The organism is Streptomyces sp. NPDC058464, from assembly GCF_042721035.1.
Classification (GTDB): domain Bacteria; phylum Actinomycetota; class Actinomycetes; order Streptomycetales; family Streptomycetaceae; genus Streptomyces.
On sequence record NZ_JBHXMA010000015.1, the window covers coordinates 80,178 to 102,433 of the forward strand.

Annotated in this window: 18 protein-coding genes; 5 read left to right on the forward strand and 13 right to left on the reverse strand. The window is 72.7% G+C overall.

Annotated features, from left to right (window positions below; genetic code table 11):
• Nucleotides 1–20: 20 nt before the first annotated feature.
• Nucleotides 21–4,103, reverse strand: a complete 4,083-nt coding sequence (locus tag ACFWPQ_RS20895; RefSeq protein ID WP_384036900.1) for a molybdopterin-dependent oxidoreductase — start codon at nucleotides 4,101–4,103, stop codon at nucleotides 21–23.
• Nucleotides 4,104–4,674: 571 nt separating this feature from the next.
• Here ACFWPQ_RS20895 and ACFWPQ_RS20900 point away from each other — a divergent pair.
• Nucleotides 4,675–6,342, forward strand: a complete 1,668-nt coding sequence (locus ACFWPQ_RS20900; RefSeq protein ID WP_384036559.1) for a SpoIIE family protein phosphatase — start codon at nucleotides 4,675–4,677, stop codon at nucleotides 6,340–6,342.
• A gap of 112 nt (nucleotides 6,343–6,454) precedes the next feature.
• Nucleotides 6,455–7,399: a polyprenyl synthetase family protein gene (locus ACFWPQ_RS20905; RefSeq protein ID WP_384036562.1), complete on the forward strand. Its 945-nt coding sequence runs from the start codon at nucleotides 6,455–6,457 to the stop codon at nucleotides 7,397–7,399.
• Nucleotides 7,400–7,520: 121 nt separating this feature from the next.
• Here ACFWPQ_RS20905 and ACFWPQ_RS20910 read toward each other — a convergent pair whose 3' ends face one another.
• The 9 genes from ACFWPQ_RS20910 to ACFWPQ_RS20950 form a co-directional block, all read right to left on the reverse strand.
• A complete protein-coding gene (locus ACFWPQ_RS20910) occupies nucleotides 7,521–8,546 on the reverse strand; it encodes an alcohol dehydrogenase (protein WP_384036565.1) in 1,026 nt (341 codons plus the stop codon).
• A 133-nt stretch (nucleotides 8,547–8,679) separates the two neighbouring features.
• The gene (locus ACFWPQ_RS20915; RefSeq protein WP_384036568.1) at nucleotides 8,680–9,141 is read right to left on the reverse strand and encodes a hypothetical protein; all 462 of its coding nucleotides are present in this window, start codon (nucleotides 9,139–9,141) and stop codon (nucleotides 8,680–8,682) included.
• 1 nt (nucleotide 9,142) lies between these two features.
• Entirely contained in the window at nucleotides 9,143–10,735 is a 1,593-nt protein-coding gene (locus ACFWPQ_RS20920; protein WP_384036571.1) for a long-chain-fatty-acid--CoA ligase, read from the reverse strand.
• A 78-nt stretch (nucleotides 10,736–10,813) separates the two neighbouring features.
• Nucleotides 10,814–11,635: a 3-(cis-5,6-dihydroxycyclohexa-1,3-dien-1-yl)propanoate dehydrogenase gene (gene hcaB / locus ACFWPQ_RS20925; RefSeq protein ID WP_384036573.1), complete on the reverse strand. Its 822-nt coding sequence runs from the start codon at nucleotides 11,633–11,635 to the stop codon at nucleotides 10,814–10,816.
• Entirely contained in the window at nucleotides 11,635–12,483 is an 849-nt protein-coding gene (locus ACFWPQ_RS20930; protein WP_384036576.1) for an alpha/beta fold hydrolase, read from the reverse strand. The genes hcaB and ACFWPQ_RS20930 overlap by 1 nt, the downstream gene beginning before the upstream one ends.
• Nucleotides 12,484–12,500: 17 nt before the next feature.
• On the reverse strand, nucleotides 12,501–13,052 hold the full coding sequence (locus ACFWPQ_RS20935) for an aromatic-ring-hydroxylating dioxygenase subunit beta (RefSeq protein ID WP_384036579.1): 552 nt from the start codon (nucleotides 13,050–13,052) through the stop codon (nucleotides 12,501–12,503).
• A gap of 4 nt (nucleotides 13,053–13,056) precedes the next feature.
• Nucleotides 13,057–14,259 carry an NAD(P)/FAD-dependent oxidoreductase gene (locus ACFWPQ_RS20940; protein WP_384036582.1) on the reverse strand — a complete coding sequence of 401 codons (1,203 nt, stop codon included), beginning with the start codon at nucleotides 14,257–14,259 and terminating at the stop codon, nucleotides 13,057–13,059.
• On the reverse strand, nucleotides 14,256–14,597 hold the full coding sequence (locus ACFWPQ_RS20945) for a non-heme iron oxygenase ferredoxin subunit (protein ID WP_384036584.1): 342 nt from the start codon (nucleotides 14,595–14,597) through the stop codon (nucleotides 14,256–14,258). Before ACFWPQ_RS20945 ends, ACFWPQ_RS20940 begins: the two co-directional genes overlap by 4 nt.
• On the reverse strand, nucleotides 14,594–15,946 hold the full coding sequence (locus tag ACFWPQ_RS20950) for an SRPBCC family protein (protein ID WP_384036586.1): 1,353 nt from the start codon (nucleotides 15,944–15,946) through the stop codon (nucleotides 14,594–14,596). Before ACFWPQ_RS20950 ends, ACFWPQ_RS20945 begins: the two co-directional genes overlap by 4 nt.
• A 101-nt stretch (nucleotides 15,947–16,047) precedes the next feature.
• Here ACFWPQ_RS20950 and ACFWPQ_RS20955 point away from each other — a divergent pair, with 101 nt between their 5' ends.
• Both ACFWPQ_RS20955 and ACFWPQ_RS20960 read left to right on the forward strand, forming a co-directional pair.
• Nucleotides 16,048–17,031 (forward strand): zinc-binding dehydrogenase, encoded by a 984-nt coding sequence (locus ACFWPQ_RS20955; protein WP_384036588.1) that lies wholly within the window; start codon nucleotides 16,048–16,050, stop codon nucleotides 17,029–17,031.
• Nucleotides 17,028–17,966: a 3-carboxyethylcatechol 2,3-dioxygenase gene (locus ACFWPQ_RS20960; protein ID WP_384036591.1), complete on the forward strand. Its 939-nt coding sequence runs from the start codon at nucleotides 17,028–17,030 to the stop codon at nucleotides 17,964–17,966. Before ACFWPQ_RS20955 ends, ACFWPQ_RS20960 begins: the two co-directional genes overlap by 4 nt.
• A 73-nt stretch (nucleotides 17,967–18,039) precedes the next feature.
• Here ACFWPQ_RS20960 and ACFWPQ_RS20965 read toward each other — a convergent pair whose 3' ends face one another.
• Entirely contained in the window at nucleotides 18,040–18,831 is a 792-nt protein-coding gene (locus ACFWPQ_RS20965; protein ID WP_384036593.1) for an IclR family transcriptional regulator, read from the reverse strand.
• 111 nt (nucleotides 18,832–18,942) lie between these two features.
• Here ACFWPQ_RS20965 and ACFWPQ_RS20970 point away from each other — a divergent pair, with 111 nt between their 5' ends.
• Entirely contained in the window at nucleotides 18,943–19,560 is a 618-nt protein-coding gene (locus tag ACFWPQ_RS20970; RefSeq protein WP_384036596.1) for a helix-turn-helix domain-containing protein, read from the forward strand.
• On the opposite strand, the gene ACFWPQ_RS20975 is transcribed toward ACFWPQ_RS20970, so the two are convergent.
• A complete protein-coding gene (locus ACFWPQ_RS20975) occupies nucleotides 19,561–20,646 on the reverse strand; it encodes a hypothetical protein (RefSeq protein ID WP_384036598.1) in 1,086 nt (361 codons plus the stop codon).
• A 167-nt stretch (nucleotides 20,647–20,813) separates the two neighbouring features.
• Nucleotides 20,814–22,232, reverse strand: a complete 1,419-nt coding sequence (locus ACFWPQ_RS20980; protein ID WP_384036601.1) for a lamin tail domain-containing protein — start codon at nucleotides 22,230–22,232, stop codon at nucleotides 20,814–20,816.
• Between the last annotated feature and the right edge of the window lie 24 nt (nucleotides 22,233–22,256).

Genomic DNA, 22,256 nt, shown 5'->3' on the forward strand with positions numbered 1-22,256 from the left:
AGCAGGTGCTCGGTAGGCGATCAGTAGACGTCCCGGACGTAACGCCGGTCCGCGGCCAGCTGCTTGACGTACACCGTCGCCTCGTCCCCGGTCAGTCCGCCGTGCACGGTGGCGATGTCCTTCAGGGCCCGGTCGACGTCCTTGGCCATCCGGGAGGCGTCGCCACAGACGTAGAAGTGGGCGCCGTCCTGGAGCCAGGACCACAGCAGCGGGCCGTGTTCGCGCATCCGGTCCTGGACGTAGACCTTGGCGCGCTGGTCGCGGGAGAAGGCGGTGTCGAGGCGGCTCAGGGTGCCCTCGGCGAGCAGGGCGGTGAGCTCCTCCTCGTAGTAGAAGTCGGTGGCCCGGTGCTGTTCGCCGAAGAACAGCCAGTTGGGGGCGCGGTGGCCGCGGGCGCGGCGCTCCTGCAGGAAGCCGACGAACGGCGCCACGCCGGTGCCGGGGCCGACCATGACCATGGGGGTCGCCGGGTCGGCCGGCGGGCGGAAGTGCGGGGAGCGCTGGACGTGCACCGGGACCGGGGTGCCGGGTTCGGCGTCGGCGAGGAACGGCGAGCAGACACCCTGCCGGGGCCGGCCGCGCAGGTTCTCGTAGCGGACGACGGAGACGGTGAGCGAGACCTGGTGGGGGTCGGTGAGCGGACTGGACGAGATCGAGTAGAGGCGCGGCTGCAGCCTGCCGAGGACGCCCGCCCACGCGCCGGCGTCGGCGCGGATCCCGAACTCGGCGACGACGTCGACCGCCTGCCGGCCCCAGGACCACTTGGCCAGCTCGTCCTTGTTGTCGGGGCGCAGCAGTTTCCGCAACTCACGCGGGTCACGGGTGCGTTCGGCGGCGAAGCGGAGCAGGTCCGGGGTGACGCGGGTGATGTCCAGATGGCGTGAGAGGGCCTCGGCGAGGGGGACTTCACCGACTCCGCCGATCTCCACCCCGGTTGTGGCGTCGAGACCGGTGACGGTCAGCCACTCCGCCACCAGATCGCGGGAGTTGAGAGGACGGACGCCGAGCGCGTCGCCCGCCTCGTAGACCAGCGGGGTCTCGCTGTCGCGGCTGTCGAAGGTGAAGCGGCGGACCTCCTTGCCCGCGCCGGGCAGGCTGAGCAACTGGTTGCCGACGAGCCGGGCGGTGACGGGGGCGGGACGCCGGGACGGGGCGGGGGCGGGGGCGGGCGCCGGCGCGGGGGTGGGGGTGGCCGCGGATCCGCCCTTTCCGTCCTTTCCGTCCTTGAGAGCGGTGAGCACCTGGTCGAGCCAGGCCTCCGCCCGGGGCTCGTAGTCCGGTTCGCAGTCGGTGCGCGGCGCGAGCCGGACCGCGCCGAGCTCGTCCAGCCGGCTGTCCAGACGCCGCCCGTGTCCGCAGAAGTCGTCGTAGCTGGAGTCGCCGAAGGCCAGCACGGCGTACCTGCGGCCTTCGAGGCGCCCGGCGTCGAGGGCGGCGAGCCCGTCCCAGAAGCCGGCGCCGTTGTCGGGGGCGTCGCCGTCGCCGAAGGTGCTGGTGATCAGGAGCAGGTCGGCGCCCGTGGGCAGGGCGGCCGGGTCGGCCTCGTCCATGGCGACGAGGGACGCCGCGTGGCCGCCCGCGGTGAGGCGCTCGGCGGTGGTGACGGCGAAGTCCTCGGCGTTGCCGGTCTGCGAGGCCCAGAGGACGACCACCTGCCGGGTCGGCGTCACCGACGCGGTGACCGGGGCGGCGGAGGTGCGGGAGTACATGCCGGCGAGGGTGCCGTTGACCCACAGGGCGTGCTCGGGGCTGAAGGGCGCGTCCGGCGGCAGCACAGGGACGCCCGGGGCACCGACCGGGATACCGGCGAGGAAACCGACCAGGTACTGCCGTTCGCGGTCGGTCAGGACCGGCGGGGGCGCCGGGTCGAGGCCGAACACGGCGGCCGCGGAGGGCAGCACGGCCGTGGGCGCGACGGCGGCGGGTACGACGGAGGTGGCGGCGGGTACGACGGTGTCGGCAGCGGGTACGACGGACGCGGCGGCCGGGGTCCGCTCGGTCCCCGGCACCTGCACGCTCACCGGTGTGGCCACCCTGGTCAGCGACACCGCGCACACCTTCAGCTCGGGCTGGAAGGACAGCGGGTCGACCGCGTCGCTGGTCACCGCGTTGACACTGAGGTACTCGCCGAACAGGTCGTTCCAGTGGAACGGCGCGAAGCAGGACCCCGGCAGCACCCGGTCCGTGACGACCGCCGGCAGCACCGCCCGGCCGCGCCGCGAGGCGACCTCCACGGAGTCGCCGTCGGCGATCCCGAGCGCGGCCGCGTCCTCGGGGTGGACCTCGACGAAGGGGCCGGGGTTGAGCTTGTTCAGCTTGGCGACCTTCGCGGTCTTGGTCAGGGTGTGCCACTGGTGCTGGAGACGGCCGGTGTTCAGGACGAACGGGTAGTCGTCGTCCGGCATCTCGGCGGGGTCCACGTGCGGCCGGGCGTGGAAGACGGCGCGTCCGGAGGCGGTGGCGAAGGTGAGGGAACCGTCGGCGCCGACGTACCGGACGGGGTTGCGGTCGGGGCCGTCGGCGGTGGCGGCCGGCCACTGCACGGGCGTGGTGCGCAGCCGGTCGTAGGTCACGCCCCGCAGGTCGTAGCCGGTCTGCGGGTTGTGGAAGCGCTTGATCTCCTCGAAGATCTCCTCCGCGCTGTCGTAGGAGAAGCCGTCCTCGAAGCCCATCGCTCGGGCGACGCCGGCGATCAGCCGCCAGTCGGCGGTGGCCTCGCCGGGCGGGTCGGCGGCGGGGCGGGCGAGGGTGAGGTTGCGCTCGCTGTTGATGAGGACGCCCTCGGTCTCGGTCCACAGGGCGGCGGGCAGGACGACGTCGGCGTAGGCGTTGGTCTCGGTGTCGGTGAAGACGTCCTGGGTGACGACGAACTCGGCGGCCTCAAGACCCTCGATGACCGTCTTGCGGTTGGCGACGGAGGCGACCGGGTTGGTGCAGATGATCCAGCAGGCCCTGATCTCGCCGTCGGCCATCTTCTGGAACATCTCCACCGTGCCCTTGCCGACGCCGTCGGCGCGGATCGTGCCGGGTTCCAGTCCCCACCGCTCCTCGACGAAGGCGCGGTCGGCGTCGACGAGGACCGACCGCTGGCCGGGCAGGCCCGGTCCCATGTAGCCCATCTCCCGGCCGCCCATGGCGTTGGGCTGGCCGGTGAGGGAGAGCGGGCCGCTGCCCAGGCGGCAGATCCTGCCGGTCGCGAGGTGCAGGTTGACCAGGGCGTTGGTGTTCCAGGTGCCGTGCGTGGACTGGTTGAGGCCCATGGTCCAGCAGCTGGTCCACTCCCCCGCCTCGCCGATCAGCCGGGCGGCCGCGCGCAGGTCGGCCTCGGGGATGCCGGTGATGTCGGCGACGACGGCGGGCGGGTAGTCGGCGAGGAACTCCGGCATCGCCTCCCAGCCCTCGGTGTACGCGGCGATGAAGTCGGGGTCGGTGTGCCCGTTCTCGTGCAGGAGGTGGAGCAGGCCGTTGAGGAGGGCGAGGTCGGTACCGGGTTTGACCTGGAGGAACAGGTCGGCCTTCGCGGCGGTGGCGGTGCGGCGCGGGTCGACGACGATCAGCTTGGCGCCCGCCTTGACCCGGTCCATCAGGCGCAGGAAGAGGATCGGGTGGCAGTCGGCCATGTTGGCGCCGATGACCAGGAACACGTCCGCCTTGTCGAGGTCCTCGTACGAGCCGGGCGGGCCGTCGGCGCCGAGGGAGAGCTTGTAGCCGGTGCCCGCGCTGGCCATGCAGAGCCGGGAGTTGGACTCGATGTTGTTGGTGCGCAGCCAGCCCTTGGTGAGCTTGTTGGCGAGGTACTGGGCCTCCAGGCTCATCTGGCCGGAGACGTAGAGGGCGACCGCGTCCGGGCCGTGCTCGTCGACGATCGCGCGCAGCCGCCGCGCGGTCTCGGCGACCGCCGCGTCCACGGACGACGGCACCGCCTCCTCGCCCCGCTCGGGCCGCAGCAGGGCGGTGGTCAGCCGGCCGGGCGCGGCGAGCATGTCGGCGGTGGTGGCGCCCTTCGTGCACAGCCTGCCGAAGTTCGCCGGGTGCTCCTTGTCGCCGGAGGCCTTCAGGACGGTACGGCGGCCGTCCGGGCCCCTGCCGATGTCCAGGACCATGCCGCAGCCGACCCCGCAGTACGAGCAGACGGTCCGCACCCTGCCGGTGTCGGTGCTGCGCGAGTCCGGCGCGGCCACGGGCGCCCCCTGTTCCTGCTGGTCAGCCTCTTCCATTCGACCCCGACGGTATGTACGGCTGATTACGCCGGCGTCACCGCTCCCGATCAACGGGCGTTAAGGCCGCCGCACAGACCCGCTCCGGGCGATGTGAGCGGAGGCGTCCGGGATGCCGGCCGGTACGGTCCCAGGATGCCTGGCGGATGCCACGCGCGGCCGCCCTGACCGGCCCCGGGACCCCCCGTACGGCAGCCTGCCCGGTCCCGGGATGCGCCGTGCCGGGACCTGTTGCACGATGAGGGCGGCCGAGGGAGGGGCAGGCGAGGAGGACCGGGTGGACAGGGACACCTCCTCACGACGACCGGCCACCCCGGCTCCGCCGCCCGCTCCGGGGCCCCCGGCCGCACCGGCTCCACCGGTCGCCCGAGGCGCGTCGACACCCTCTGCGGCACAGGCACAGGCACAGGCACAGGCAGCGGAACGGGGAGCGGCACCGGCAGCGGCACCGGCGGCAGTGGGCGCGCCCCCCACCGACATCGGCTACATCGACATGCTGCGCGGCATCGTCGAGGGCGCTGCCGTCGGTTTCGCGGTCCTCGACACCCGTCTGCGCTACGTCTACGTCAATCCGCACATGGCCCGGATGACGGGCCTGCCCGCCGCCGCGTACCTCGGCCGCACCCAGCACGAGGTGCTCCCGCACATCCAGCGGCCCGACCAGGTGCTGCTGGACGTCATCCACGACGGACGGCCGCGCGAGGCCATCGTGACCGGTCGCACCTGGGTGGACTCGCCGTACCAGGTCCGGGAGTGGCGGTGCGTGTACCACCGGCTCGTGGACAGTACGGGCAAGGTCGTGGGCGTCGCCGCGGTGGGCCTGGAGATCAGTGAGCCGCAGCAGTACGTGTACGAGCTGGAGCGCGCCCACCGGCGCCTCGCGCTGCTGGACTCGGCCGCGTCCCGGATCGGCACCGGCACCGATGTCGCCGGGACCTGCCGGGAGCTGGCGGAGTTCGTCGTACCGGAGCTGGCGGACGCGGCCGGGGTGGAGCTCAGTCCCCCGGACACCGCGTCGGCGCGGCGGGCGCCGACCCGGCTCGCGGCGTACGCCACCCGGCCGGGGCTCGTGACCGGCCTCGCGGCCCTCGACGCGCGCGGTGAGCTGGTCGGCTGGCCGCGGGGCACCGGGACCCGGCGGAACCTGGCGGCGGGCCGGATCTGGCGGCGCGACGCGATCACCGCGGCGCAGTGGCGGTCGTTGATCCCCCGCTGGCCGCCGGCCCGGGCGTGTCTGACCGCCCGGGTCCACTCGGTGCTCCTCGCCCCCCTGGTCTCGGACGGCCGGGTGCTCGGCATCCTGATGCTGGCCCGGGCCGGGGACTCCGGGACGTTCTCGAACGAGGACGCCACGGTCGCCCGCGAACTCGCCGCCCGCGCCGCCCGCGCCCTGGACCGCGCGGTCCGCTTCGAACGCGAGCACACCATGGCCCTGGAACTGCAGCGGGCCCTGCTGGCCGAGCCCGGCCAGCTGCAGCAGCACGCCGGTGTGGAGACCACCGCCCGCTACCGCCCCGCCGACGACGGCTCGATGATCGGCGGCGACTGGTACGACGTCCTGGCGTTGCCCGACGGCCGCACGATGCTGGTCATCGGGGACGTGATGGGTCACGGTGTGGACGCGGCGGTGGCGATGAGCCACTACCGTTCGACGCTGCGCGCCCTGGCCCTCGCGGGGCTCTCGCCGCGCCGGATCCTCCAGCACGCGGACCGGATGGTCGCCGACTCCGGCTTCGAGCGGGTGGCCACCTGTTTCCTCGCGCTCGGCGACGCGGACGTCGCCACGCTCACCTATGCCAGCGCCGGCCATCTGCCGCCGGTCTGGCTCACCCCGGAGGGCGACATACAGCTGGTCCCGGTGCCGGTCGGCCCGCCGCTGGGCAGCGGGCTCGGCCGGTACGAGCAGCGCGTCACCCCGGAACGCGGCGGTGTGCTGCTGCTGTACACGGACGGGCTGGTGGAGCGGCGCGGCGAGGACATCGACTGCGGCCTGGCACGGCTCACGGGACTCTCGCTGTGCCCCACCGACCCGCTCGACAAGATCCTCGACACGGTGCTCGCGCACCTCGCCACCGGCTCCGAGGACGACATCGCACTGCTCGCGGCCCGCGCGGTGCGGAGCTGAGCGCACGTCCGTCCACCAGGGCGCGCGCCCGCCGCGCCACCGGCCGCCGGGTGACGCCGCCGAGGCAGGGCTCGTTCACCGCCAGGAAAACGATCAGCAGTGAGGACCGGAGATGCGGCACGAGGAGAACGGCGCGGCGGCGGCCGTGGAGCAGGCACTGCGGGACTGGCTGTCCCGGGCCGCCGGGGATCCGCTCACGGAGGTGCACCGCTGGGCGCTGCACCCGCCGGGCAAGCTGCTGCGGCCGGTGCTGCTGCTGGAGTCGGCGGCGGCCGTGGGCGGGTCGTACGAGCGGGTGATGCCCGCGGCGGTCGGGGTGGAACTGGTGCATGTGGCGAGCCTGTTGCACGACGACATCCTCGACGACGACCAGCTGCGCCGCGGCAAGCCGTCGGGGCACGCCAGGTTCGGGTCCGGCGCGGCCGTCCTGGGCGGTGACGCGCTGATGTTCGCGCTGTTCGAGCAGGTGGTGGAGTGCGGTCGGCGCGGGGTGCCGGACGCGGCCGTGACCCGGGCCGTGGGCACACTGGCGCGGGCCGGACGGCGGATGGCGCAGGGGGTGGCCCGGGAGCTGGACCCGGTCCGGGCGCCGGACGCGATCGGCGGGTACCTGGAGATGGTCCGGCTGAAGACCGGGGCGCTGCTGAGCGCGTGCTGCGAGACGGGTGCGGTGCTGGGCGGCGGCTCGCCGGAACAGGCGCGGGCGCTGGCCGGGTACGGCGAGGCGCTCGGGGTGGCGTTCCAGATCCGCGACGACCTGCTGCCGTACGGGCCGGAGGCCGGGCGGGAGGGCAAGCCCGCCGACAGCGATCTGCGCAACGACCGGCCCAGCCTGCCCCTGCTGCTGGCCGGGCCGGTCTCGAAGGATCCGGAGAAGGTGGCGCGGCTGCTGGTGGAGACGGGCGCGCTGGAGGAGTCCACGCGGCTGGCACGCACGTATGCGGAACGGGCCCGCCGGGAGCTGGACCGGCTGCCGCAGGGCCCGCACCGGGCCGCGCTGTACCGGACGGCCGACGCGCTGGCACCCGGACCGTGGCACACGGGCGGTGCCCGGTGAGGACCCGGCTGTCCGGCCGTCGGGAGACGCTGCGCCCGTAAGACCCGGTGGTCACCCCGGTCTTCACCGCGCTCGGGCGGCGCGGTGAGTGCGTGACGTTCAGTCGTGGCTGAGTCGTAGCTCAGTCGTAGGTGAGGACCATCCGGAAGCGCGCGGCCCCGGTGAGCATCTTCTGGTAGGCCTCGTCCGCCTGCTCCAGCGGTACGGTCTCGATCGTCGGGCGGATCCCGTGCAGGGCGCTGAACTCCATGGTGTCCTGCACGTCCTGCGCGGTGCCGGACGGGTGGCCGCGGACCACGCGCGCGGTCCCGACCAGCTGGAACGGGCTGATCCCGAGCGGCTCGGGGTCGATGCCGATCACCACCAGCTCGCCGCGGGGGCCCAGCCCGTCCATGGCAGCCGAGATCGCCTGGGAGTTGCCGGCGGTGGCGAGCACGGCCTTGGCGCCGCCGAGCGACTGGAGGGCCTCCGCGACCGGGGTCGCGGACGTGGAGTCGACGTAGTGGTGGGCGCCGAGCTGCTTGGCGAAGTCGGCCTTCTCGGCGCCGCGGGCGACGGCCACCGTCTCGAAGCCCATGGCCACCGCGTACTTCACCCCGAGGTGGCCGAGACCGCCGAGACCGACGACGGCGACCAGGTCGCCGGGCTCGGCCGGGCTGCGCCGCAGGCCGTTGAAGGTGGTCACGCCCGCGCAGCCCATCGGGGCCGCGTCGGCCGAGGTCAGCCCGTCGGGGATGCGGGCCAGGGCGTCGACCGGTGCGATCACCTGCTCGCCGAAGCCGCCGTCGTAGCGCCAGCCGGGCGTCTTCATGTTCTCGCAGACGATGAAGTCGCCCTGGCGGCAGGGCTTGCAGTGGCCGCAGCTGCCGCCGAACCAGCCGACCGCCACCCGGTCGCCGATCTGCCAGCCCCAGTCCTCGATGCCCTCGCCGAGCTCCTCGATCCGTCCGGCGATCTCGTGGCCGGGTACCACCGGGAACGTGACACCCGGCAGGGCGGCGGTGACGAAGAACGTGTCGCTGTGGCAGATGCCGCAGGCCTCCACGGCGATCCGCACCTGGCGCGGGCCGGGCCTCGGCACCTCCCGCTCGACGATCTCGAACGGCCCGCCCAGGGCGGACACCTGCGCGACTCGGTAGCTACTCATGCGTCTCTCCCGTAACGGGTACGACGGGTACGGTCCGGAGCCCCCTCGTCCAGCACACCAGCTCCGGGCCGATCCCGCGCGTCGAGCCCCCGCACGGCACCGGGTCGCTGCGGTCATGTGCTGTGCCCCGCTCTCAGGCGCCCGGGACGCGCTCCAGGTCGATGTCGGTGGCGGTGACCCAGTCGGGTTCCGCCACCAGCAGGGCCAGTTCCTCCTGCCCGAGGTCGACGTCCACGGCGTGCCGGTAACCGGCCGAGCCGGCGGCCGTGATCCCGCCCCGGTCGGCGACGGGTATCGCGAGGACGACCCGACGGCAGTGCGGATCGGCGTCCCGGACCGCCGCCGTGAGGCTCCGCAGCAGCGCCGGGAGCAGGTGGTCCGGGCATCCGGCGGCCACCCGTAGCTCGAGGTCGTGGGCGCCGGCGGGATACGCGTCCCGCAGCCGTCCCGCGGCACACCGTTCCAGGCGTACGTCCACCGTCACCCCGTCCCGGCGCAGGCGGAAGCCGGCCGCTGTGCGGCTGCCGGCGATCGGCTCGGTCTCCCAGGCGGGGTCCGGGGCGAGGTCCGCCGGGACCGCGGGCACCGTGATCATGTCAGCTCTCCTCGGCCGCGATCGCCAGCCGCCGGATGACGGCCTTGTCCAGCTTCCCGGAGGCGTTCCTCGGCACCGCCGGCACGAGGGTGAGCCGGCGCGGGAGTTTGTAGCGGGCCAGCCGGCCGGCCGCGTACGCGCGGATGTCCTCCAGGTCGATGCCGGTGCCGTCGGTGACGGTGACCACCGCCGCGACGGCCTCGCCCCACTGTTCGTCGGCCACCCCGACCACGGCGACGTCCACCACGCCCGGCATGGCCGCCAGGACCCGCTCCACCTCGGCCGGGTAGACGTTCTCCCCGCCGCTGATGATCATGTCCTTGAGACGGTCGACGATGAAGAGGCAGCCGTCCTCGTCGAGATAGCCGATGTCCCCGGAGTGGAACCAGCCCTCCGCGTCGAACGCGGCGGCCGTGGCCCGCGGGTTGTTCCAGTAGCCCGCGGTGACGTTGGGGCCGCGCACCACGACCTCACCGGGCTCCCCCGCCTTCACCGGCTCGTTGCTGACGGCGTCCACGACCCGGACCTCCGTGTAGGGCATGGCGATCCCCGCCGACCCCAGCTTCTCCAGGGTGCGCTCGGCGGGCAGGTGGGTGGCGAACGGCGCGGTCTCGGTCAGGCCCCACGCCTGCTGCAGCAGCACCTCGCGCCCCGCGTAGAGCTCGACCAGGGACGGCGGCACCGGTGCGCCGGCGACCACCACGGCGCGCAGCGCGCCCAGATCCTGCTGGAAGAAGCCCGGGACGCGGGCCAGCGCGGCGAACATCTGCGGGACGCCGAACATGGAGTTGACCCGGTGGGCGACCAGGTCGTCGAGGCACGTCTGCGGGTCGAAGGAACGGCGTACGACGACCGTGCCGCCGCGTACGAGGGTGCGCAGGGCGAAGCTGTTGAGGGCGCCGATGTGGAAGAGCGGGGCGGCCGCGTAGGTGACGTCACCGCGGCGCGTGTCCAGGCGCAGGTCGACGTTGACGGAGTTCCACCAGGCGTTGCCGTGGGTGAGTACGACTCCCTTGGGCGTTCCGGTGGTGCCGGAGGTGAACATGAGGATCGCCGGGTCGTCGGCGTACTTCGGGGTGAGGACGGTCGTCGGCGGCGCGGCCGCGATCAGTGGTGACCAGGGCTCCCAGTCGGCGGCGCCGTCGGCGGCCGGTGTCTCGGGGTCGTCGTCCACCAGCAGGAGGCGCCGCAGCTCCGTGGCCGGGCGCACCGCTTCGACCGGGAGGCGGTGGCCCTCCTCGCAGACGATCACCTCGGCGCCGCTGTCCGCCAGGATCCGCTGCAGCTCGGGCTCGGCGAGCCGGAAGTTGACCGGGACGAACACGGCACCCAGCCGGAACGCGGCGAGCATGGTGACCAGGAACGCCGGGCTGTTCAGGCCGAGATAGGCGACACGGGTGCCGTCGACGACACCGCCGCCCGCCAGGGCGCTTGCCAACCGGGCCGCCCTGTCGTCGAGTTCGGCGTAGGTGAGGTCGCCGCCCGGGTAGCGGACGACCACCTCGTCGGCCTGGTGGCGGGCGTGGCGGGCCACCGCCGCGGCCGGGTTGAGGTCGACCCGGAGTCCGGAGTTGCGGGGGTGGGGGCTGGGCACAGTCAGCACTCCTCGTCGAGTGGTCATGGGAGGTCGGGGTCGTCGAGGGCGTCGGAGTCGTCAGGGTGATCAGGGTCGTCAGAGGTGGTCGCCGCCGGCCGCGTGCGCGAAGCCGCGGACGCCGATGCCGCCGTCGGCGGAGATCGCGTGCCCGGTGATCGGGCCGCTCTGCTCGCGGGCGGCGAGCAGCACGTACGGTCCGGTGAAGTCGCGCGGGTCGGTGCTGGAGTCGTGCAGCGGCACGAGCGCCGGGGCGTCCGGGTTCTTCTTCGCGAAGGACGCGGAGATCGAGCGGTCGCCGAGCGCCAGCGCCTCGGGGCCGCGCAGGTCGGTGTTCATGCCGCCGCAGGCGACGCCGTTGACGCGGACCTTGGGCGCGAGTTCGTAGGCGAGTTCGCGCATGAGGCCCAGGCAGGCGTGTTTGCTGGCGGTGTAGAGGGGGCCACCGCCGTTGACGTAGAAGGAGGCGTTGGAGAGGGTCATGACGATGCTGCCGCGGCTCTTCACCAGCTCCCGCCAGGACGCCTCGGCCGCCAGCAGACAGCCCTTGACGTTCACGGCGAAGATCTCGTCGAAGGCGGCGTCGAGTTCGGCGGCGCCGAGCCGGGTGAGCTGCCGCTGGTAGTCCCAGACACCGGCGTTGGCGACGAGGGTGTCCAGCCTGCCGAAGCGCTCTACGGTCTCGGCGACGGCGATGTGCAGCCGCCCGGAGTCACGGACGTCGCCGGGGACGGCGTGGATCCGGTCGGGTGCGACGGCGACGACCTCGTCCAACTGGCCCTGGTCCCGCCCGAAGACGGTGACCGAGGCGCCCTCGGCCACGAACCGCTCGGTGACCGCGCGGCCGATGCCCGCGCCCCCGCCGGTGACGAGCGCGACGTACCCGTCCAGCCAGCCCATCACCGCTCCCCGAGGAAGCCGGCGACCAACTCCTCGAACTCCGGCTGCCGTTCCAGCTGCACCCAGTGCCCGCACCGACCGAACACGTGGAGCTGCACGTCCTGGATCTGGCGGAGCATCAGTTGCGCGCCGTCCAGGGTGATCGTACGGTCGTCGCGGCCCCAGAGCAGCAGCGTGGGCGCCTTGATCCGGTGCAGGTCGCGCCAGAGCGGGTCCATCCCGCCGCGCCGGGCGAAGGCCGCGTTGTAGCGGTGGTAGAAGGCTATGTGGCTCTCGTCGAGGGAGGCCTCGTAGCGGGCCTTCACCACGTCCGCGCCGAACTGCTTGTGGTCGTGGACCATGGTGCGGATGAACGCGGCCATCTTCTTCTCGCTGGGCCCGCCGCCGTTGTAGTAGCGGAACATCTCCTTCTGTCCCTCGGTGGGCGTCGGCCCGGACGGCAGCCAGCCGCCGCCGGGTGCCATCAGCACCAACCGGGTGACCCGCTCGGGGCGTTGCTGGGCCATGGCGATCGCGGCCGCTCCGCCGAGGCTGTTGCCGAGCAGGTGGAAGCGGTCGATGCCGAGGGAGTCGAGGGCCTGGAAGAGGGCGTCGACGGTGATCCCGGTGATCGACCGTTCGGTGAGGTCCTCGTCCGTCGGGCGGTAACTGCCCCCGAAACCGGGCTGGTCGGGCAGGACGATCCGGAAGTGCCGGGCCAACGCGGCGAGGTTCTGCTGGTAGTTGCCGACGCCGGAGGCGCCGGGGCCGCCGCCGTGCAGCATCACCAGGACCGGTCCCTCGCCGGTCTCGGCGACGGCGATCTCGCCGAGCGAGGTGGCGACGCGATGGTGCTTGAGTTCGGTCAAGGCAGTTCCCTCGGAAGTCAGAAGAAGGTCGAGATGTTCTTCGCCAGCAGGACGTTCTGGTCGAGGAGGACGGTCCGCCGGGCCACCCGCAGGCCGCCGTCCTCGCCTCTGCGCAGCACGTCCGCGCGGCTGCCGGCGAACACGTTCTCCTCGCGTTCCAGGCGGTTGCGGTAGACCAGGAACGCGGAGCGCACCTGCAGGTCGGCGGCCGTGAACTCCGGGTTCTCGGCGGGGTCGTGGTGCCGCACCATCACGTTGGTCACCAGGTGGCGGGTGCGGGACGGCGGGTCCTCGGCCCAGGCCATGCCCGAGTCGAACCGGCGGATGCGCCAGGCCAGGCTCTCCTTGGTCTCGTCGAAGAACGCGGCCTCGCCCCGCGCGGCCACCGCCAGCGTCTGCTGCCGGCGCAGCCGGTTGGTGCGGGTGGGCACCCAGTAGTCGAGGTCGTCGGCGAGCAGCTCCAGCCAGTCGGTGTAGCGGCCGTCGTCGAGGAGGGCGGCCTCCTCGTAGTAGAACTGCTCGACCTCGAAGTGCGTGTCTCGGTCGGCACGTCGGGCGGTGGATGTCACGGGGTCACCTTTCGGGGCGCAGCAGGGCGCGCAGGCTCACGTCGGGGTCCGCCAGCCGTGCGGCGTCGACCGGTGTCCGGCGGTCGATCATCCGGCGGGCGGCGCGTACGGCGGCGGAGTCGTCGACGGCGGCAGCGGCCACCAGCCGCCCGTCGCGCAGGCCGAAGACGGCGAAGGGCGCCTCGGCGAAGGAGCCGCGTACGACGGTCTCGGCGGCGGAGCCCAGTTGCCCGACCGCCTCGATGTGACGGCCGTGCCGGTCCGTCCAGAACCAGGGCGCCGTCGGGGCGGGGGCCGGGGTGCCGAGGAGGGTGGCGGCGGCCCGGGCGGCATCCTGCTGGGCGGCCTCCCAGTGCTCGGCACGGGCCTGCCCGCGCGGCCGGGCCGGGTCGCCGACCGCGAGCACGGCCGGGTTCGAGGTCACCCGACCGGCGTCGACCAGGATGCCCCTGTCCACGTCGAGGCCCGCCTGCTCGGCGAGCCCGGTGTGCGGGACCATGCCGACGCCGACGACGACGGCGTCGTACGACCGCGATCCGGTCTTGCCGGTCAGCCGGACCTCGATGTGGTCGCCGCGATCCGTGAACGACTCCACCGCCGCCTGGACGGTGGTGATGCCGTGCCAGGTGTGCATGTCGTGCAGCCAGGTGGCGAGCTCCGGGCCGAGCACGGCGGACAGCGGGGTGGCCAACGGGTCGACCAGGCCGACCTCGCAGCCCAGGCGTACCGCGGTCGAGGCGGTCTCGGCGCCGATCAGTCCGGCGCCGACGACGAGGATGCGGGCGCCGGGGGCCAGTGCCGGGCGCAGCCGGTCGGCGTCCTCGACCGTGCGCAGGACGTGCACGCGCTCGCCGTCGATGCCAAGGATCGGCGGGCGGGCCGCGCTGCCTCCGGTGGCGAGGACGACCCGGTCGGCGGGCAGCAGGGTACCGTCGGAGAGTTCGAGCTTGCCCTCGGCCGGGCGCAGCGCGGTGACCGTGGTGCGGTTGACCAGCCGGACGCGCTGGTCGTCGTACCAGGACGGCTGCTGGAGGGCGAGCTGCGGAGCGGTCCTGTTCCCGGCGAGGTAGTCCTTCGACAACGGCGGCCGGTCGTAGGGGAATTCGCCGGCGTCGACGAGGGTGAGCTCGCCGTCGAAGCCCTGGGAGCGCAGTGCGGCGACGGTGCTGACGCCGGCGATGCCGCCGCCGACGACGACCACGTTCACGGCGTCTCCCCTGGGAAGAGCCAGACCTCGCCGTCGCGGACCTCGACCCGGTGCGGGCAGGCGTTCCGGGTCGCGGGCAGCCCCTGGACCTCGCCGTTCTTCAGGCAGAACCTGCTGGCGTGCAGGGGGCATTCGACGTAGCCGTCCTCGACCCAGCCGTCGGCCAGGGAGGCGTCCTCGTGGGTGCAGGTGTCGTCCAGGGCGTACACGGTGTCGTCGGTGTCGCGCAGCAGGGCGATGTCGTCGGCCGTGCCCGTGACGGACTTGTCGATGGCGATGCCCTCGCCCTCGGGGATGTCCGCCAGGGCTGCTACTCGAATGCCGCTGCCGTTGCTCATGCCTTGCCCTCCTCGTGCCATGCGGGGGTGTTCATCAGCTCGCGCCAGCGGCCGTAGAAGGCCCGTCCGGCGGCGTCGCTGTACAGTTCGCCGGTCCGGCCGGGGTGGCGGCCGTCCTCGCGTTCCGAGCCGATCCCCATCTGGTAGTTGAGGGCGACTCCGTTGGTGATGAAGCCGTGCGAGATGGCCTGCACCTCGCTCCAGTTCTCGCCGTCGTCCTGCTCGAAGATGCCGCTGGGGCCGAAGGTGCGCAGGTTGTACAGGCGTTGGGCCTCGCGGACCTCCTCCGGCATGGACTTGTCGACGATCGTCCAGGCCCAGACCTCCATCTTGTCCGGGCCCTTGGGGTGCCAGACGCGGATGGAGCCGTTGACGGGCAGGTAGGAGAAGTTGGGGAAGACCGTGGCGTGCCCGTTCGTGAGCGGGCCCTCGACGCGGGCCTCGCCGAGGCGTTCGCGCAGGGCGTCGTAGTCCGTCCACTGGTGCACGGTCTGCGCGTCGAACCGGTTCCTGGGGTGGACCGGGAAGCCGGCGCCGTGGCCGTTCGGGCCGGCGTACTGGCGGCCGGTGCGGTGCACGACCTCGTCCTTGGGCTTGCGGCCGGCCGGTGCGAGCAGCATGAGTGCCGAGGCGTGGCTCATGTTCACGTGGTACCAGTCGGTGGCGAACTGCTCCGCCGCCAGCTTCCAGTTGCCCTCCAGGACCCACTTGTGGACCCCGCCGACCACGACCGTGCCCTCGTCGTCGTGGTCGAGCATGGCGTCCATGTACCAGGCCATGTCCCCGAGCGACTCGCGCAGCGGGACCGGGTCCGGGTTCCAGGTGCCGAAGACCAGCCCGTGGTAGGTCTCCACGTGCGGGACCTCGACCAGGCCCCAGTCGCGTTCCTCGAACCCGCCGGGGTAGCCGTCCTTGTTGGGGACGCTCACCAGCGAGCCGTCCAGGTTGTAGGACCAACCGTGGTACGTGCAGGTGAAGTTGCGGGTGGTGCCGGAGTCGGCGCGGCAGACGCGGGCGCCCCGGTGGCGGCAGGAGTTGAGGTGGGCGCGGATCCGGCGGTCGCGGTCCAGGGTGACGATGACCGGGTCCTCGCCCATGTACGTGGTGAAGAAGTCGCCGGGCCGGTGGAACTGGTCGGTGTGCGCGAGGAACAGCCAGCTCGGCGCGTAGACCCTGCGCAACTCCTGCCGGTACAGCTCCTCGTCGGTGAAGACCACGCGGTCCAGCAGTCCGCCCTCGGTGTCGACGAGCCCGGAGACGTCGATGTTCCGTGCCAGGTCCGCGGGGCGACTGAGCGCTCCGCGCGGTGCCGCCGTGGCAGCGCCCTTGGGTTCGTTCGTCGAGGTCATGGCCTCAGCGAACAGCAGCGGGCCGGACGGGTGCCATCGGCCGTTCCGTACGGCGGCACGCGGGCTGTCGGCGTCCCGGGGCGGCGGGAGAGCGTGCTCCCATGCTTGCCGCAACCGCCGTCTCCCAGAGCGCGACCGACCCGTTGGCCGGCCTCGTCGTCGGAGACGTTCCCGAACCCGGGCCGCGCCCCGGCTGGTCCACCGTCCGTGTGGTGTCGTCGTCGCTGAACATGCACGACCTGTGGACCCTGCGCGGGGTGGGCCATCCGCCCGAACGGCTGCCGGTCGTCCTCGGCTGTGACGCGGCGGGGTACGACGAGGACGGCAACGAGGTCCTCGTCCACCCGGTGATCGCCGACGCGGACGCCGGTCTGGGCGACGAGACGCTGGACCCGGGGCGGGCACTGCTGTCGGAGCGGCACGACGGCGCCTTCGCCGAGTACCTGTCCGTGCCCGCCCGCAATCTGATCCCCAAGCCGGAGTGGCTCACCTTCGACGAGGCCGCCTGTCTGCCGGTCGCCTGGGGCACCGCGTACCGGATGCTCTTCACGCAGGCGGGGATCCGGGCGGGCGACCGGGTGCTGGTGCAGGGCGCCGGGGGCGGGGTCGCCTCGGCCGCGATCAAGCTCGCGGTCGCCGCCGGGGCGGTCGTCTACGCCACCAGCCGCAGCGCGGAGAAGCGGGCCCAGGCCGAGTCCTGGGGCGCGCGCCGGGCCGTGGCGACCGGGGAACGGCTGCCCGAGCGGGTGGACGTGGTGGTCGAGACGGTCGGCGAGGCGACCTGGTCGCACTCGCTGAAGTCGCTGCGCCCCGGCGGCACGGTCGTCGTCGCCGGCGCGACCAGCGGCACCAACCCGCCGGCCGACCTCGGCCGGGTCTTCTACCTCCAGCAGCGCATCCTCGGCTCCACCGGCTGCACCCGGGCCGAACTGGTCGCCCTGCTGAAGCTGATGGACGCCACCGGTCTGCGTCCGGTCATCGACCGCACCCTGCCCCTGGCCGAGATCCACCAGGGGTTCCAGCTCATGATCGACGGGCGGCTGACCGGCAAGCTCGTCGTCCGCCCCCAGGGAGACGTCGCATGAACACCGCCGTAGGGCTTTCCCACTCCCCCTTGATCGGCAGGAACGACCCCGGGCCCGAGGTTCTGGCCGCCGTGGCGGAAGCGGTCGGACACGCGAGATCCTTCGTTCGCGCCTTCGACCCCGAACTCGTCGTCCTCTACGCTCCCGACCACTACAACGGCTTCTTCTACAAGGAGATGCCGCCCTTCTGCCTGGCCACCGCCGCCCACGCGGTCGGTGACTTCGGTTCGGCGGCGGGTCCGCTGTCGGTCGACACGGAAGCGGCCGGATCGATCGCGCGCGGGGTCCTCGACCGCGGCATCGACCTGACCGTGTCGGCGCGGATGACGGTCGACCACGGCTTCGTCCAGCCGCTGGAGGTGCTGTTCGGCGGGATCGACCAGGTGCCGGTCGTACCGGTCTTCGTCAACGGGGTCGCGACCCCGCTCGGCCCGGTGAGCCGGATCCGGGCCCTGGGTACGGCCGTGGGCCAGGCCTGTGCCCGGCTGGACCGCAGGGTGCTGTTCCTCGGCTCCGGCGGGCTCTCCCACGACCCGCCCGTCCCGGTCCTGGACGGCGCCCCGCCCCGGGTGGCCGATGCCCTGATCGAGGGTCACCCGCCGACGCCCGAGCAGCGGGCGCGGGGTGAGGAGCGGGTCGTCCGGGCGGGGCGGGACTACGCGGCCGGCTCGACTCGGATGATCCCCATCAACCCCGCCTGGGACAACCAGGTCCTGGACGTGTTCGAAAGCGGACGGCTGGCGGACGTCGACTCCTGGACCGTGGAGTGGATGGGCGCCGAGGGCGGCGGCTCGGCCCACGAGGTCCGCACCTGGATCGCCGCCTTCGCGTCCCTCGCGGCCACCACCGGCGACTACCGGATGACCTCGCGCTTCTATGCGCCGATCCCGGAGTGGATCGCGGGCTTCGCGGTGGCCACGGCACAGAGCGTGTGAGTCGCGGGCGCGGCAGGCTCCGAGGTCACGGGCGCGGCAGGCTCCGAAGTCACGGCCGCGGCAGGCGCCGAGGTCACGGCCGCGGCGGCCGGCCCGTCCGCTGCTGTGCCTGGGAGGCCGCCGCCGCGACCCGGCGTACGTCCGCGCCGAGCCGCGTGGTGTCGATCCGGCCGCGCCGTCCGGCGATGGACAGCGCGGCCACCGCACGCCCCGAGCGGCCCAGGACGGGCGCGGCGACGCAGCTCAGCCCGGGCTGGCTCTCCTCGTCGTCGTAGGCGAGGCCGGTCCGGCGGATGCGGTCCAGTTCCTCGGCGAGTGCCGCCGGGTCGGCGATGGTCCGGGCCGTGAAGCGGTGCAGCGGCCCGGCGATCGCCTGGGCGGCGGCCTCCGCGTCGTAGGCGAGCATGACCTTGCCGACGGCGGTGGCGTGTGCGGGGAGCCGGCCGCCGATGCGGGACGGGACGGGGGCCGGGCGGTGGCCGTGGAGTTTGCCGAGGTAGACCACATCGGTGCCGTGCAGGACGGCGAGGTGGGCGGTGTGCCGGGTGAGCTCGTAGAGGTCGGTCAGGTACGGGAGGAGCAGGTCGCGCAGATTCTCGTGGCCGGCCGCGTAGACGGAGCGGCCCAGCTGGTGGAGGCGCTCGCCGAGCCGGTAGTCCGTGCCGACCCGTTCCACCACGCCGTTGCGCTCCAGCATGCCCAGCACCCGGTGCGCGGTCGACTTGCTCAGCCGGGCCCGGCGGGCCAGCTCGCTGACGCCGACCCCGCTGCTCGCCCTGTCACCGAAGGCGACCAGCAGGCTGATGGCCTTGTCGACGGCGGCCCGGTCGTCACGGGCCGGGTAGTCCAGGGAGGCGGTGGTCATGGCGGTTCACCTCAGCTTCGAGGGGGTCCGGTGTCATTTTCAGTAGACCGTCCGGAAACTTTTACGTGACAAGCATGGCCAGACCGCCGACCGTCCGTCAACAATGACGGGATGCACATTAAAAGTGACGACCTGGCCCATGAGAACGAGCTGGTGGCCCGCAACGTCCGCCGGTTCCGGCTCGAACGCGCCATGTCACTGGGCGAGCTGGCCCGCCGTTCCGGTCTCTCGAAGCAGACGCTGTCGAAGATCGAGCAGGGCGCCGGCAACCCGACCGTGGAGACGCTCTCGCTGCTCGGCGCGGCCCTGGACGTACCGGCCCGCCGGCTCCTCACCGAGTGGGGCACGCCGGTCTATGTCCAGCGCCACGACGAGGGCGAGTGGTCGGAGGCGGGCAACTGGTCGGAGCGGCTGCTCGACGAGGTGTACGGCTCGGGGTATGTCAGGACCCTGGTGCTGCGTCTCGAACGCAGCGGCAGGCAGCCCGAGCCCGTCGTCCCGCACGCGGCCGGCACGCTCCACCACATCTACGTGATCACCGGCAAGCTGCGCACCGGCCCGCTCACCGAACCGGTCGACCTGGCGGCGGGGGACTTCGCCCGGTTTCCCGGGGACATCCCCCACCGCCATGTCTGCCTCAGCGAACGCGTGGTCGCCCACATGGTCACCACGCTGCCTCAGGTACGGCAGATCAGCCCCACGGTGCTGCAGGGCGGGCCCGGCGCCTGATCAGGAGGTGATGCCGTTGTACTGGTCCCAGGTGTAGGCGAGGTCCGGCGCGGAGGGCTTGCCGGACCAGTTGAAGTAGTCCCAGACGAGTTCGGCGGGGTTGGTGGCGAGGTAGCCCCGGCCGGGCAGGTCGTTCGAGTCGTCCCAGGCCCAGGGCGGGTTGGCCGCGTCGGTGTCGCACGCCCCGTTGGCCGGGCCGAGGACCCCGCCCGCCCCGCACTTGGCGCCGTAGGGGTTGGAGCTGTCGTCACCGGCGAAGTTGTTCGTGGTCGCGAACAACGAGGTCAGGGTGCGGTTGGCCCACATGCCGTTCGAGGCGAAGACGTCGGTCAGCGTGTACTGGACGTCGCGGTCGTTGGACCCGTCCGGCACCTCGGCGGTGGAGCCGGGGTAGTAGACGATGCCGTCGCCGCTCGCGTACTGGCTGCGCTCCTGGGACAGGTAGCCCTCGGCCCACGCGGCATGGGTGTTGGGCTGCTGGGTCGTGAACGGGCGTCCGTGGCCGTCGTCGTGCGGGTCGCCCTGCAGTTTCAGCGTGCCGTCGACGCTCTCCTGCCCGCTGGTGAAGTCGCTGCCGGAGGGCACCCAGGAGTAGAAGTTGCTGTGCGCGACCGTGATGGCGGCCTTCAACTGCCCGTGCGCGGAGCCGTCGTTGGCGACGACGACCAGGACGCCCTCGGCGTCGTTCTCGTGCTCGGTGAGATCCTCCTGGTAGTTGTCGAGGACTCCGTCCGACCAGTCGCGCGGGTGGAAGTACGTGTACAGCAGGTACGAGAAGGACGGGGTCTGGACGACCGAGTAGTAGACGTGCGCCGCGAGCGGGAACTGGCTGGTGTTCTCCCAGTTGTTGCGGCCGTTGAGGTCACCGTCGTAGTCGTACGACGTGATGTAGTCGGACTTGCCGCCGAGAGCGGTCTCGCCGGTGGAGTCGACATCCTGGAAGTTGACCGGGGCCCACCACTGGGCGAGGGCGGCGCGGTCGGCGGCGGCGTCCGCGCGGGCCGGGGTCGGCTGGGTGAGGCCGGCACCGCAGACGGCGGCGAGGGCGGCCGTCACGGCGAGGGATCTGCGTCTGGGCAGGGACATACGGAGACGGTGGGTGCGGGGGGTTGCCACGGTTCCTCCGGGGGGCGGCGAAAGGAACCGGCACGTCGGTGAAGTCGACGTGCCGGTAAGGGAGTTGGCGGGCGTTCCGGGTGGTGCGGGTGATGCCGCGCGTACGATACAGCGCGGCACCGGCGGCCCGGCAGACCTCAGCAGGTGATGGTGCCCCTGCGCAGCGCGTGACCGCTGTCGTTGCTGTCGTCGGACCACCACACGGGCTTGCTGCCGCCGCTGCACGCGTCGGAGCCGGAGACGGCGAAGCCCTCGTTGTTCAGGTTGTCCATGCCGGTCGGGCGGTTGTGGATCGCGGTGGTGGCGAAGACCCCGGAGGAGTTGATCTGCAGGGTGCGGTGCTGGCCGGAGCAGGTGTCGTCGCAGACCACCCAGAGACGGGACGCCTGCGGTTCCCACTGGAGTTCCATGACGCCGGCCATGCCGCTGCTGACGGCCGCGACCCGGGTGAAGGTGCCGCCGTCCTTGAGGACGTAGCCGTAGATCATGCCGGTGCCCTCGACGCCGACGAAGAACACACCGCCGGTGTGCGAGCCGTAGTTCGCCGGGTTGTAGGCGGCACCGGTCGAGGCGTCCTTGAACCCGGCGGCGGTCAGGGTGGCGTCGGGGACCCAGGTGATGCCCTCCAGGCCGAGGTTGGAGCCCACCGACGGCAGGTCGGAGGTCAGGTTCCACTCGGTGGCGGCGGTGATGGTGGTGGCGGTGCCGCTGACGTCGTACTTGAGGACGGAGAGCCGGCTGGTGCCGGACGAGTCGGCGTTGCGCTCACTCGACACGTACACACCGCCGCCGGCGCCGGAGCCGGTGAGCGTGACGCCCTCGTCGTCGGGCGTGCCCGATCCGCCGGGGAACTTGAGCGTCTTGCCGGACGTCCAGCCGTTGCTGGTGTCGGCCTTCCAGGCGGTGGAGCCGTTGGGCACCAGCCGCCACAGCCTGCCGCTGTTCTGTGCCGCCCACAGCACGCTCCCCTCCTGGTAGAGGCCGCTCATGTCGGAGCCGAAGGCGTTCTTGGTGTCGGCGGTGGCGACCGAGCTGCCGCCCGGCCACGCGGTCGCCGAAACACCGCCGGAGCCACAGTCGTTGGCGGCGCCGAGGGTCAGCGCGGCCGAGCCGAAGGCACCGGTGCCGTCCGGGCAGCGCGACCACGAGGGGTCGGAGTGCTGGGTCCAGCTGAAGCTGTCGACCAGGGTGGTGCCGTCGGCGAGGTAGAGGCGTGCCTCGTCGTCGGAGCCCAGGCCGAAGGAGTTGTGCACGTCGAAGGCCACGTAGCCGCCGGGCGCAAGGGTGGTCCCGGAGGCTATCGCGTACTTGGAGCTGTCGTTGTCGTCCCGGAGGATCCAGCCGGAGAGATCCACCGTGGCGGTGCCCTTGTTGTAGAGCTCCACGGAGTCGTTGACGTCCCCGGTGGTCACCACCTCGTTGATCCGGATGTCGTCGGCGGCCGCCGCGTGGGCGGGGGACGCCGTCAGCGCGCCGACGGCGAGCGTCGGTCCGGCGACGGCGACGAGCAGGACACGGAGGCTGCGGCGCCACCGGCGAACGCGTGATTCGGTCACCAAGTCCGTCCTGGGGTTTCGTTG